Consider the following 12,071-nt stretch of genomic DNA (forward strand, 5'->3'; position numbering starts at 1 on the left):
TGTGCTTAGGCTGAAAGCACGAATCTCGCATCAAGCCTGTGCAGCAGTTCAAAGGTGTTTAGAAAAGGCACATCGAGTTGCTGGCATATATTGGGGATAATGAATTTCCGCTTGGACTCGAGATTCAATACCTCATGGGTCACGACAGTGGCACCCGTTACCATTGCGTTCGCAATCAACCACGGATCAGCACCCGCGAGGAACTCTTCCATGGCGCCAACTCTCATCCTGGGGGATTGATCAGCCACCAGCCCAGCGATCAGCGCAAATGCCTGCTGAGTGTCTTCGTCGGTAATGATTCGGAAGAATCCGGCGTTCTCTCTCACCCATCCCGCCAGTTCGTCATTCCCTTTTGTCACTTCATCCATGACCGGCACGATGCTGGCTAGATCCAGCGCTTCATTTTTCAGCAGCAACCATTGCCAAAAGCCAGGACAAATAGTCATGCCGTAATAGCGGTTCTTGGCTTCAATCAGCGTGTTTGCGTCGAGTAGATGCTTCATTCCGTGATTCTGCTGGCGAGGGTCCTTAATTTGGCAGGTTGCACGCCGAGCAGATGGCCCGCATCGCGCAGCAGCATCCGGCCGCTCATTGTCTCGGTCAGCACGGCCCTGCTCAGGCGCGGACTGTTTTTGGCGGTGGCGTTGCGGTAGTAGTCACCCGCGCCATCTTTTTTATCCTGAAAGGCTTTGAGGATTTTTCGATAGTAATCGCTGTATTGGATTTGGCTGATGTATCCGAGGTCCAACGCACGACGGCCGATGGCGAGTTTACTGATGTGGAAACGGGTGGATAGCGGCGCCAGGTTGGCTTCCCAGTCGGCATGAGCATTCCAGAGCGCGCGGAACTGGGTCTCGGGAGCCAGGAATTCGCCTGCGACGGCATTGCAGAAGCGTTCTTCGTCTCGACCGTTTGCGTTATCCCCGTCCGAAACGCCGCTGCTGCCGATCCAGATGTGGGCCAGTTCGTGAAGCAGGGTAAACAGTCTGGCGGCGGGAGCGTCAGAGCTGTTGATGAAAACGACCGGGGCAAAGGTGTTGGAGATCGCGAAGCCGCGGAATTCGCTGACTTCAAGTTTCCGACGGGTATTGCCCAGAGCAATCCCACTGCGCATTACCAGAATGCCGGCCTTTTCAGCAGCGTCGATCAAGGCGCGGCTGTATTTATCGTAATCAAGCTTGGTGGCTTCGGGATTTACGCCCAGGGTTTTGCGGATATCGTTTACGACGTCGCCGACAGAGGATCGGTTTGTGTAACGACCTACAAATGGCAGCGGTTGATGCTCGTGCTGCTGCAGGTATTCGAGGTACCAGTCTTGTTTGCGTATGGCGTCTCTTACCGTGTCGAGCAATTCCAGGCTGGGACGTTCAGGGGTTAACCCGCCCACTGTCCGCAGATCAGGGAGAGGTAGTTGCTCGACAGGCGGCTTTTGAAGAAACAGAAAGCCGAAGGGGATATGAGCGAGGCTTGCCCACTTTTGCGCCTGGAGAAATGTCGGTTTAGTTTCGCCCGCTTCCCACTCCTGCACTCGATCCGCTTTCACGGGCAGTTTTTTCGCCACCTGCTCAGCGGAGAGGCCTGCGCGCTCACGGGACCAGGTGAGCAGGGTCGGATTGACCAGGGCGGCTTGGCTCATAGGGTCGAAGGCAAGTCAGATGCCCAGAGACGTCCGGAAACATACTTGGCCGATACCTTTAGATGATGCGGGTACCCATTATCCGGCATTGCCTTTCTCCATGGCTGTTAAAGATTGGGTGGAGGCGACTACAGACTAGTCGAGTGGCGAAACCACCGGTTTAGAGTTCGATAAGAAGCGCAAGATTATGGCGTAAATCGGCAACGCGTCGAAGTGGGAATATGTAACCCGCGACAGGTGGTTCGGTTTGTTGCAACGAGTTTCGTATCGGACCTTGATCGGTTTACCAAAGCGCTGCTTATGTATTGATTTAATTGGATTTTATGCGCAAAAAAGCCAGTTGATGACCAGTCATTTCCACGATTGCGTGAATAGAATCTGCGCGATAACCTCATTACGTCGCTGCCAATTCAGCGGCCGGGTGTGAGAGCCCGCAACAATCAAGGCGCAAGAGCGCCGCAAAACCTGTCGTGGCGTTTTTTTTCGTCCGCGATTAGGCTTTATGGCGGCCGTGCGTGGGAGACCTTCGGGTCTACCGGTTACCTTGATTGCCGGTTTCTCACCCCGCGCACGGCTGTCACCCAAGCCCGTGAGAAGGCTCGTGACAGCTCTTTCAATCAAGGAAGTTGATCATGACCAAGACAAATCCGTCTGTAATCTGGCTCTCCCGTCCACGTATCACCCTCCCCCATCACCCCTGCATTTGCGGAGGTGTCGAATGACCGAGCCATCCGAACTCAAAACCATCGGTTTGACCCCGGCCATTTACTCCACCGGTTCTGACGATCCGCTGTTCCATGTCACTCGCGGTGTGCCGCTGGTGGATGCGTTGGGCATGGCTTCTGATTTTCTGTTTCTGGCCAAGGCGCTGAGCAAGGATGCGGCTTATGCGCGGTATTCGGATTATCACGCTTGGGCTGCGCATTATCTGGCGTCGATGAGTAAGGCGTTGGTGGATGATGCGGTGAAGGTGTTGGAGTGGGATCGGGGGGCGTGCGGCGACGCGGGCGACTGAGGGAAGAGGCTGCGGGGTAGCGGCTGGCGTTGGGTTGTGGGGTGGGTTTGGTTGGGATGGGGACGGTGGCGTGTCTGGGTATTGGCGTTATCGTTGAAGACCATCGCGAGCAGGCTCGCTCCTACAAAAAAGGCATGTTGCTACCCCAGCCTTGGCCCATTGATGCACCAGGCTTTTGGTGGAGATGCCCAGTGCACTTTTGAGGTTCGGGTGGTCCGGGAAGCCGGTGCTGATTTTGGTCAGGCCCGTTCAGGCTGTTGTGGAGTATCTTAAGTGGGCGCGTCGGACTATAAAAGCGGTTACTGCTACCTGCGCGCATATCGAATGGCTTTCGGGTGTTTTAAATCCCGTACATTTTAATGACCTCAGTGATTGACACAGCGCAAATCAAGGACGTAACCAATATCACGGAACTCCAAGAAAGCAGTGCTAATTTTTTCTTGAGAGGCAGGGGTATACTTGTCAGTTCTTCACTGCTGATGCCTCCGCTAATTACGAAAAGTCTAGGGAACGTAACAATTCCAGCGACCGCCCCAATAAGTGCGATTTTTCCCCAGATGCCGAAATTGAAAATCATACGTTCCCTGATCGCTGCGTTATTTTTGAGAAGAGTTAATAAAAATTCTATCTTGGTACGATAAAGATACAGCGCAAAAACGATCCAAAAAAACATCCCGATAAGTACTACGCCACACAAAAGGCTTGCGACGGAAAGGGCGGTGGTCATTTGACATACTCATAGATCATCTCCCCGAAACCCTCGCCACCTTTATCACCTAACACTCCCCCAGCAAAGGCTCCAACACCAGAAATTAGGAGTCCGCACGCTATTGTTCCTGTACCGCCAGATGGAACGCCTAGAGCAATGCAAAGGCCACCTAAATTACTTGCTGAAAGGATTCCACCTACTGCTACGCCTCCTACAACGCCGCCCACGAAACTCCCAGTCTCCGTAAACTTCACCCGCTCACAAGCCTCAGCTTCCCCCGCCGTGCAAACATCCTGAACCTTCATATAAGAAGCCCCACCCCCAATCGCCGTACCAATCCACCCGCCGTATTGGACATACCTGGACGCCTTGGCCACGCCCTCAAGATGCGTTGCGTAACCTGGTATCTGTCCTGCTATCCCAGCCTTGCTCCACTGGTGAACCAGCCTTTTGGTGGAGATGCCCAGCGCGCTTTTGAGGTTGGGGTGGTCCGGGAAGCCGGTGCTGATTTTGGTCAGGCCGTTCAGGCTGTTGTCCAGAATCTTCAGAAATCACTATCTCTACTGAATTCAATCGATAATTCCTGCAAACTTCCCGAATAAGAAAAGTAAAAGCATTAAGCCGATTAATGCCCATAAAGTCCATTGCATTAGTGCTAGTTGTCGCTTCAGTGCGATAGGCAGTGCTTTCAAATCGTCCAGGCTGACACCACCATGTTTCAGATAAAACCCGGGAAAGGTCACTATTCCTGAGATCCCCCCAAACAATAGAAGTCTGCCTACCGGGCCAAAGTGTTTTAGTGGCGTTCGACGTGTTATTGCTGAGCAATTTTTCAGAGAGATAAGCATACTCTCCATATGAGTGTAAGACAGGTATAGCGCAATTCCAAACCAAATAAATATTCCGAAAAAGTTAACCAGGCCTGCCGTGAGGAATATGGTATCAACTGTATTTAAACTCATTTACTCGCCTCGTAAATTTTGTCGCCTATCTTTTCTCCTATTGTTTCTCCTAATGCACCAACTCCAACAACTGCCGCTCCGGCAACTAGTACTCCACAAATTGCTAACGAAGCTCCCGCGGTCGGCACACCTAGTCCCACGCAGATAGTCGCCGGTAATCCAGCCGAAACACCCATTCCCACCAAAGCCCCTCCAGCGAAACCACCAGAAAAACTCCCAGTCTCCGTAAACTTCACCCGCTCACAAGCCTCAGCTTCCCCCGCCGTGCAAACATCCTGAACCTTCATATACGAAGCCCCACCCCCAATCGCCGTACCAATCCATCCGCCGTATTGAACATACCTGGACGCCTTGGCCACGCCCTCAAGATGTGTCGCGTAACCGGGTATCTGTCCTGCTATCCCAGCCTTGCTCCACTGGTGAACCAGGCTTTTGGTGGAGATGCCCAGCGCGCTTTTAAGGTTAGGGTGGTCCGGGAAACCGGTGCTGATTTTGGTCAGGCCGTTCAGGCTGTTGTCCAGCATCTTCAGCAGGCGCTGGCGTTCGGCGAAGAACTCCGGCGATCGCAGATGGCCGTGGGTTTGGAATGATCTGTGGTGCAGGCTTTCCATGTCTTTGAGTAGGTACTCGACGTTTTTCAGGTGGCTGGCAAACGAGGCAGGGGCCAGGCCAACACCAGTCGAGCCGTGCGACAGGAACGTGGAGATTTCTGCATAGTGACGAGCCATGAAGTCCGCTTCATCGGCACTCAGCGTTTTGAGGGCGTTCTGTGTCTTGGCGGCGGCTTCCATCAGCCACGCTTCTTCACGGGTGCACTGGAAGTTGTTCGGGTCGCTGAGCACGATCATCGAGCCCGCTTTGACATCCTCACGACCCGGGTTGAGTGTCCTGAATTTGTTCATCACGGCGGCGTCGGGCGAGGGGAGTAGCGTGGTCTCAAGCGCCTGACGGGTCGTGTTTTTGGGCACGATGTAGAAGCCGGGTTCCTGGCCTGCTGGGCCACCGAATGTTGCCGGGGTCGAGCGGGTGGCTGCTGCGAATGTGGATTGTGGTGGTGCTGCGGTGTGCCGAGCCGCAATGGGCGAGACCGATTGGGTGGCCCGGCTGTGTGGTTGCGCTGCACGGCCCTCTGTTCGGTAGCTTGCCGCGGTTAAAGAGGGCACCAGCTGGGCTTTGCAGGGGCAATTGCTGGCGCTGTGCAGGGTGCCGGCCATCCGCCGACCGTTACCGCTCATAAAAGGAATGCCGCCGACGATTCCGTAGGTCTGCCCATCCACTCCACAGGAGACCCGATCACCCTCAAAGGACTGCAACAGGCCGTGCATATTGATTCGAGAGTTTCCATCCATGACCACGCCGCCGCAGGTGGTCTTGTCGCCTTTACCGATGAAATAGCCTTCGTTCAAAGTGTTTTCTCCCTTGCATTCGGTCGCGTCCGGAACGCTTGCGACCGTCAGTCGACTCTCCGTTTTCGGATCTCAAACAGAGCCCCCAGCGAGCCTTGATCAAGCTGCTGGGGGAATAATGCGGCGGGAGCTTAAGCCAATGCAGCACGAAATCTGCGGCTTGAGGAAAGAACAGGAAAGTTCGCGGTAGGAGCGACCAAAAGTCCTACGGATATGGTTGTTTAATGCCACCGAGGAACCGGTCGCGCGGTTTCAGTCCGCCTGAAATCGCCGGCTCACCCTTGAAGCAGTCGATCATCGTCGCCGGCAGCGGCGATGATTTGCAGACCGACGGGCATTCCGTTTACCTGGCCTGCGGGCAGGCTGATGGCAGGCAGGCCAGTGAGGTTCCAGGGGCTGGTGTAGCTGAGGACGGCGGCGCGAACGTCGAGGGTCTGGTTGCCGACCTGCACTTCGCGGGCATTGATGGGTGTTGCGGTGATGGGCACGCTGGGGGAGACCAGCAAATCGTAGTGCTCAAACAGCTGTGCCATGGTCGCTTTGAGTGCGGCCTGTTTTGCTTGGGCGCGGATGTATTGCCAGCCTCGGACTTCGGCTGATAACTCCAAGCGCTCGCGCACTTCCTGGTCGAATTGTTGTGGTGCCTGTTGCATGCGTTCGGCGTGCACCTCAAAGGCCTCGGCGCGTTGCAGCGCCAGCAAGGCTTGTTTCATTTCGGCGGCCAGGGGTTGCAGTTCCGCGGTTTCCTGTAGCGCGTCGCCAAATAGTCGCGACGCCGCCAGGTAGATTTGTCGATCCAGTTCGGGGTCCACCGAGCCGAAGCTGCCGGTGGTGATCCAGCCCACCCGCAGCGGGCGATCCGGGGGCGATTGCTTGCATGGACGCCCTGCCAGCACTTCATACAACGCGCGCGCGTCTTCGACGTGGTTGGCGATGGGCCCCACGTGATCGAGGCTCCTGGACAGCGGGAACACGCCGTCCAGCGGCACGCTGGCAAACGACGGCTTGAAGCCGACCGCGCCGCACAATGCCGCCGGAATGCGGATCGACCCGCCCGTGTCGGTGCCCAGCGCCAAGGGCACCATGCCACTGGCCACCGCCGCCGCGCTGCCGGCGCTGGAGCCGCCGGTGATGCAGGTGGCGTCCCACGGGTTGCGTGCCGCGCCTTGCAGCGATCGATCACCCGTCGGGCCGTAGGCGAATTCGTGGGTCAGGGTTTTGCCCAGGATCACCGCCCCCGCCTCACGCAGGCGTTGTACGCACAACGCGTCACGGCTGGGCCGGAAGCCGGCGAAATGCGCCGAGCCATAGGTGGTAACGTGGTCGAACGTGTCGATGTTGTCCTTGATCGCCACCGGGATGCCATGCAGCGGGCCCAGGTCGATGCCCTGCGCCAGCAACGCGTCAGCCTTGCGCGCCTGGGCCAGCGCCACGGCGGCATCGACGTGAACGAAGGCGTTCAGCGTCGGGTTCAGGCGTTCGATGCTGTCCAGGGCGGCTTGTGTCATTTGCACACAGGTCAGGGTGCCGGCGCGCAAGTCTTTGGCCAGTGTGACGACTGACTGGCCGTGAAAGGGTCCAACATGAACGGGCTTGGCCAGGCTCATAAAAACGACTCCATCAAACAGCGGCGGGTAGTGGGGAAGCGGCAACCTGCCGAGCGCCCGGGCGCACCATCAGCATCGCGCTCATGCCCAGTGCCGTAGCGACCGCCGCCGCGACGAACATCGACGAGTAGCCGTAGTGCAAGGTCAGGTAGCCAGTCAGCATGGGCGCGATGAACGACGCGGTATTGGCGATGAAATGGGTCATGCCGCTGTAGGCGCCGACGCGGTTGGACGGCGCGGTGTCGATCACCACGGCCCAGTAAACCGAATTGGGCAGCGCGTTGAGGGCGTTGGCCACGGTCATCAGGGCAATCACGCCCCATACGGTCTGCGCTTGCGATACGAGGATGAAGCACAGGGTGGTCAACAGCAGGCAAGTCGCAGCCAGCCAGCTGCGCGCCACTTTCAGGTTGCCGGTGCGGCGCAGCAGCAGGTCGGAAATCTTGCCGCCCAGCAGCACGGTAAAGCAGGCACCGGTCCAGGGGATCATGCCCATGTACCACAGGGACGACAGGTTGTAGTGGAACTGGTCCTGCAGGTATTTGGGCGTCCAGGTCAGCAGCAAAAAGGTCACGTACACAAACGAGAAGTAACCGACCGCGTTGAGCAGCAGGTCCTTGTTCTTGAAGAAATGCCAGACCGACGTGGTGGCCGCCGCAGGGGCTGAAGCATTGCCCGCCGCCGCGCGTTCCTGGCGCAGGTAGTCGCGCTCGGCCCGGGACACACGCGGGTTCTCGTCGGGGGTGTTGGTGAAGCGCGTCATGAAGAAGATCAACAGCGCCAAGCTGACCACGCCCAACACCACGAACATGCTGCGCCAGTCACCGGTGAGGGTTTGCAGGCCGACCGCAATCGGCGCAGTCAACAGCGCACCCAGGGGCGTGCTGAGCAGGCCCACCGACACCACAAAACCGCGCTCCCTGGGGGTCGCCCAGTTGGCCACGCTCTTGTTGATCACCGAATAGGCCGGGCCTTCGGCAAAGCCGAACAGCACGCGGATGGTGGCGAAGCCCGCCATGGCCGAGCCGCCCATGAAGGCCAGCCCCAGGTCTCCGGCAAACGCGGTGCAGATCTCGAAAATCGACCAGGTGGCGCCGGCGATCAGCCAGATGCGCTTGGCGCCAAAGCGGTCGGCCAGGATGCCGCCAATCAAGGCGCCCAGGATGTAGCCATAGCCGAAGTACCCCAGGACGTTGCCCCAGTCAGCCTTGTCGAAACCGTACTCGGGAAGAATGCTCGCTGAAGCGTAGGAAATGGCCCCGCGATCAATGTAGTTGAGCAACGCCATCAGCATGATCAGGAAGAAAATCTGGTAGCGGAAAGACGGAATAGCTGCACTTTTCATGGGTGTCTGACTCTTCAAAATGAGGGCAGAGGTCAAAAAGTCGGCCGCGTCCGGCGTATTTTTATTGTGTTACCCAAACGTTTGGGTTGACCGAATGTAGATTCCGAAAAACGTTTAGTCAATCGTTTGGGTAAAGGATTTTTCCGGGGGGATGCAGCCCTTGGGTTAGAATCCGGGGCTTAACAACAGACGGTCGGAAGCCCCGCACACATGCCGAATCAATCTCGCCCCGCCACGCTGAAATCCATGGCGGCTGAACTCGGGTTGCACGTCTCGACGGTGTCCCGCGTGCTCAATGGCGACCCCAACGGCGTAGAGCGTGCGGCGTCGCCCGAGGTGGTGGCGCGTATTCGCGCACTGGCCGAGGCCCTGGATTACCGTCCAAACACCCAGGCTTCCAACCTGAAATTGCGCAAGAGCCAGGAAATCTGCGTGCTCATGCCCCGCCTCACCGACCTGGTGATGGCGACCATTTATGACAGCATCGATACTGCCGCCGAGCAGGCCGGTTACCTCACCTTCGTCTCCAATACCGACGACCAGCAACCCCGCCAACTGGCCCGTGCCGAGCACGCCTTGCGCCGTTCGGTGGCCGGGCTGATCGTGGCGGATTCGCACCTGGGCGACAGCCAGCCGTTGCTGGACTTGCTGACACGCAAACACATCCCCTACGTGCTGGCCAGCCGGCGGATTGCCGGCCACCTGGCGGCAGCGAGCGACGACGAATTGGGCGGCTGGCTGGCGGCGCAACATTTGTTCGAGCTGGGCTATCGTGACGTGGCCATACTGGCGGGCGAGCGCCATGCGTCCACCGGTGCTGATCGTACCCGTGGGTTCATTCGCTACTACCGTGAGCAGGGCCTGACGTTGAATCCGCAGTGGACCGTTAATGGTCCTTTTGACAGCCTTACCGGCCATCAACAAGGCGAGTACCTGTTGGGGCTCACCCCACGTCCTCAGGCGTTTTTTGCGGTCAACGACTTCCTGGCCATCGGCCTGATGGGTGCCGCCCGTGACAAGGGACTGATGCCGGGCAAGGACATTGCCGTCGTGGGTTTCAACGACATCACCCTGGCCAACGAACTGACCGTGCCGCTCACCAGCGTGCGCTTGCAGTTGGCGGAGATGGGCCGGCACGCCGTGGAGCTGTTGCTCAAGCGCATCCAGGGCGAGCCCGCCAAATCGATCATCCTCGCCCCACAATTGCAGGTGCGGGCGAGCTCTTCACAGCGTTGCGCTGACTGAAGGCGCCTCCGTGCGCCCGCAGGTTTTGAGTGGCGTTACGCCGTCGCGCTGATGCCGGCGCGTTTTTCATCGCTCGGCACGTCATGCAAGGAAATGCGCGATGTCTCCGGCAACGCCAACCCACCCGCCAACGCCAGCAGCGCAATCGCGATGAGGTAAAACGCCGGCGACAGGTTGCTGCCCGTGGTGGTGATCAGCCAGGTGGCGACCAATGGCGCGGTGCCGCCGAAGATTGTGTAGGCCATGTTGTAGGTAATCGCCGAGGCGGTGTAGCGAGTGCGTGTCGGAAAGGTTTCCGAGAGCAAGGCCGCCGTGACTACGCCGCACAACACCGCGCCAATCGCCAACAACATCACGCCGACGACGGACGCGGCGAACGAGCCGGAACTGGCCATCAGGAACGAGGGGTACACGACCACAATCAGCAGGACGCCGGCGGTTGCCACGGTTTTTCGCCGGCCAAACCGGTCCGAATACAGCCCGGCCAGCGGGCAGATCGCCGCCGCGAACAACAAGGCGATCAGCGACACCAGTAACGCGGTGGCGCGGCTCAGCCCACCGGCGACTTGCAAGTAGGTGGCAAAGTAGGTGGTGAACATATAGAACGACAGCGCCGTGAGTGACACGAATGCGCCCAGGCAGCAGATGGCTGCACCATGGTTGCGCAGGGTTTCCTTGAGCGGCGAATGCGCGACGGAGTGTTCCTCGGTCACCGCCTGGAAGGCCGGCGTCTCGTCCAGTTTCCAGCGCAGGTAAAGGCCCACCAGCCCCAGCGGCGCGGCGATCAGGAACGGCAGGCGCCAGCCCCAACTGCCCATGGCTTCTGCCGACAGCGAGGCTTCGAGTGCGTAGGCCACCACCGCCGCTGCGGCGAAAGCGGAAAACGTCGACACCGGAATGAAGCTGCCGTACCAGGCGCGCTTGTCCCTCGGCGCGTGCTCCATCAAGTAGGCACAGGCGCCCGCATACTCGCCCCCGGCAGAAAAGCCCTGGGCGCAACGGATCAGCGACAGCAGGATCGGCGCCGCCACCCCGATCGCCGCATAAGTGGGCAGCAGGCCGATCAACGTGGTCGCCCCGGCCATCAACAGAATCGTCATCGCCAGGGTGCGCTTGCGACCGATCTTGTCACCCAACATGCCGAAAAAGAGCCCGCCCAGCGGCCGAAAGGCAAACGCCACGGCGAACACGGCGAAGGTCTTGAGTAACGCCGCACTGGCGTCGCCACTGGGGAAAAACTGCTGGGCGATGGTGGTCGCCAAAAAGCCGTAGACCGCGAAGTCGAACCACTCGACAAAATTGCCGATCCCGGCGGCCACGATCACCCTTCTCAGCGTCTGCGGGCTGACCTGCTCTGTCGTTACACTCGTCATGCTGAACCTCGCCATTTCGTCCATTCACGTCCGATTATCGGGGTAGCCACCCACGCGGTTCGGCTCAGATGTGCCGTTCGCGTAGTCAGTAACGACCTGTCGCGGGTCAGACAGGCAGGTTTCGGGCCATCACGCGGCTGTGGATAACCCGGTGCCACGTTTTTATCCACAGCGGTACAATCGCGCGCCCACAACCCACCACCCCCTTGAAAAGGCCTGGCCCATGGAATCACAGCTAGAAACCGTCGCCCTCTTCTCCCTGAAACTGGCTTATGAATCGGAAGACCAGAGCCCGATTTTGCGCGATGACCTGGTGATGGGGGATTACCAGCGGGATGTGTTTGAGCTGCTGGTAAAGCGTGGCGATGTGGCGGGGATCCAGATGAAGGTGGGGGAATGCGTAGGGTTGGCGATGGAGGCTGTGGGTGGAGTGGAGAAGCCGTTGGGGCGGGAGTTGCAGCGGTTGGCGGCTGAGGTGAGTTGTGTGGGGACGATGGGGGAGCTTGGTGTTCCGGTGGGGGCTTTGAGGCAGTATTTGAAGGACATCCTGTGAGCGCCCGTTAGAAAGCGTAGTTCCGGCTGGAAGGGCTTTGTTGCGGGGTGTCTGGTTATCAGCGTTATCGTTGAAGTCCATCGCGGGCAAGCCCGCTCCCACAATGGCCCTGTGTAACGCAGGGCAATGTGGAACAAGCGAGCCCGCTCGCGATTAGGGCGATGCGATCCCCACGGGTTGGGGCTAATGTGTTTCAAGGTTTTTGCGCAGCCAGCTCTGC

At 58.6% G+C, this 12,071-nt stretch carries 11 protein-coding genes; 3 read left to right on the plus strand and 8 right to left on the minus strand.

What is annotated here, in order from left to right; genetic code table 11:
* Window positions 1-5: 5 nt before the first annotated feature.
* Window positions 6-503, minus strand: coding sequence for a DUF4411 family protein (locus tag AB4N33_RS16950; protein WP_476457808.1), 498 nt, complete (start codon window positions 501-503; stop codon window positions 6-8).
* The gene (locus tag AB4N33_RS16955) at window positions 500-1,636 is read right to left on the minus strand and encodes an ImmA/IrrE family metallo-endopeptidase (protein WP_476457809.1); all 1,137 of its coding nucleotides are present in this window, start codon (window positions 1,634-1,636) and stop codon (window positions 500-502) included. Before AB4N33_RS16955 ends, AB4N33_RS16950 begins: the two co-directional genes overlap by 4 nt.
* Before the next feature lie 718 nt (window positions 1,637-2,354).
* Here AB4N33_RS16955 and AB4N33_RS16960 point away from each other — a divergent pair.
* Window positions 2,355-2,651 carry a DUF3077 domain-containing protein gene (locus AB4N33_RS16960; RefSeq protein WP_476457810.1) on the plus strand — a complete coding sequence of 99 codons (297 nt, stop codon included), beginning with the start codon at window positions 2,355-2,357 and terminating at the stop codon, window positions 2,649-2,651.
* A gap of 340 nt (window positions 2,652-2,991) precedes the next feature.
* Here AB4N33_RS16960 and AB4N33_RS16965 read toward each other — a convergent pair whose 3' ends face one another.
* From AB4N33_RS16965 to AB4N33_RS16985, 5 genes are all read right to left on the minus strand, one after another.
* A complete protein-coding gene (locus tag AB4N33_RS16965) occupies window positions 2,992-3,378 on the minus strand; it encodes a hypothetical protein (protein WP_460117794.1) in 387 nt (128 codons plus the stop codon).
* 551 nt (window positions 3,379-3,929) lie between these two features.
* Window positions 3,930-4,322: a hypothetical protein gene (locus tag AB4N33_RS16970; protein ID WP_476457811.1), complete on the minus strand. Its 393-nt coding sequence runs from the start codon at window positions 4,320-4,322 to the stop codon at window positions 3,930-3,932.
* Window positions 4,319-5,728: a PAAR domain-containing protein gene (locus AB4N33_RS16975; protein WP_476457812.1), complete on the minus strand. Its 1,410-nt coding sequence runs from the start codon at window positions 5,726-5,728 to the stop codon at window positions 4,319-4,321. The genes AB4N33_RS16970 and AB4N33_RS16975 overlap by 4 nt, the downstream gene beginning before the upstream one ends.
* Window positions 5,729-6,003: 275 nt before the next feature.
* The gene (locus AB4N33_RS16980) at window positions 6,004-7,335 is read right to left on the minus strand and encodes an amidase (protein WP_476457813.1); all 1,332 of its coding nucleotides are present in this window, start codon (window positions 7,333-7,335) and stop codon (window positions 6,004-6,006) included.
* A 13-nt stretch (window positions 7,336-7,348) separates the two neighbouring features.
* On the minus strand, window positions 7,349-8,680 hold the full coding sequence (locus AB4N33_RS16985) for an MFS transporter (protein WP_476457814.1): 1,332 nt from the start codon (window positions 8,678-8,680) through the stop codon (window positions 7,349-7,351).
* A 210-nt stretch (window positions 8,681-8,890) separates the two neighbouring features.
* Between AB4N33_RS16985 and AB4N33_RS16990 the strand changes: the two genes are divergently transcribed.
* Window positions 8,891-9,925, plus strand: coding sequence for a LacI family DNA-binding transcriptional regulator (locus tag AB4N33_RS16990; RefSeq protein ID WP_476457815.1), 1,035 nt, complete (start codon window positions 8,891-8,893; stop codon window positions 9,923-9,925).
* 35 nt (window positions 9,926-9,960) lie between these two features.
* Here AB4N33_RS16990 and AB4N33_RS16995 read toward each other — a convergent pair whose 3' ends face one another.
* Window positions 9,961-11,298, minus strand: a complete 1,338-nt coding sequence (locus AB4N33_RS16995; protein ID WP_476457816.1) for an MFS transporter — start codon at window positions 11,296-11,298, stop codon at window positions 9,961-9,963.
* A gap of 223 nt (window positions 11,299-11,521) precedes the next feature.
* On the opposite strand from AB4N33_RS16995, the gene AB4N33_RS17000 reads away from it, so the two are divergent.
* Complete coding sequence (locus AB4N33_RS17000; RefSeq protein ID WP_476457817.1) at window positions 11,522-11,851, plus strand: hypothetical protein; 330 nt, start codon at window positions 11,522-11,524, stop codon at window positions 11,849-11,851.
* Window positions 11,852-12,071: the final 220 nt, after the last annotated feature.

The sequence above is a fragment of the Pseudomonas sp. S1_E05 genome (genome assembly GCF_056337105.1).

What these genes read in the sequence shown, in the direction of transcription:
- AB4N33_RS16950 (WP_476457808.1), bottom strand. Translation starts at nt 503, where the DNA reads ATGAAGCATCTACTCGACGCAAACACGCTGATTGAAGCCAAGAACCGC.
- AB4N33_RS16955 (WP_476457809.1), bottom strand. Translation starts at nt 1,636, where the DNA reads ATGAGCCAAGCCGCCCTGGTCAATCCGACCCTGCTCACCTGGTCCCGT.
- AB4N33_RS16960 (WP_476457810.1), top strand. Translation starts at nt 2,355, where the DNA reads ATGACCGAGCCATCCGAACTCAAAACCATCGGTTTGACCCCGGCCATT.
- AB4N33_RS16965 (WP_460117794.1), bottom strand. Translation starts at nt 3,378, where the DNA reads ATGACCACCGCCCTTTCCGTCGCAAGCCTTTTGTGTGGCGTAGTACTT.
- AB4N33_RS16970 (WP_476457811.1), bottom strand. Translation starts at nt 4,322, where the DNA reads ATGAGTTTAAATACAGTTGATACCATATTCCTCACGGCAGGCCTGGTT.
- AB4N33_RS16980 (WP_476457813.1), bottom strand. Translation starts at nt 7,335, where the DNA reads ATGAGCCTGGCCAAGCCCGTTCATGTTGGACCCTTTCACGGCCAGTCA.
- AB4N33_RS16985 (WP_476457814.1), bottom strand. Translation starts at nt 8,680, where the DNA reads ATGAAAAGTGCAGCTATTCCGTCTTTCCGCTACCAGATTTTCTTCCTG.
- AB4N33_RS16990 (WP_476457815.1), top strand. Translation starts at nt 8,891, where the DNA reads ATGCCGAATCAATCTCGCCCCGCCACGCTGAAATCCATGGCGGCTGAA.
- AB4N33_RS16995 (WP_476457816.1), bottom strand. Translation starts at nt 11,298, where the DNA reads ATGACGAGTGTAACGACAGAGCAGGTCAGCCCGCAGACGCTGAGAAGG.
- AB4N33_RS17000 (WP_476457817.1), top strand. Translation starts at nt 11,522, where the DNA reads ATGGAATCACAGCTAGAAACCGTCGCCCTCTTCTCCCTGAAACTGGCT.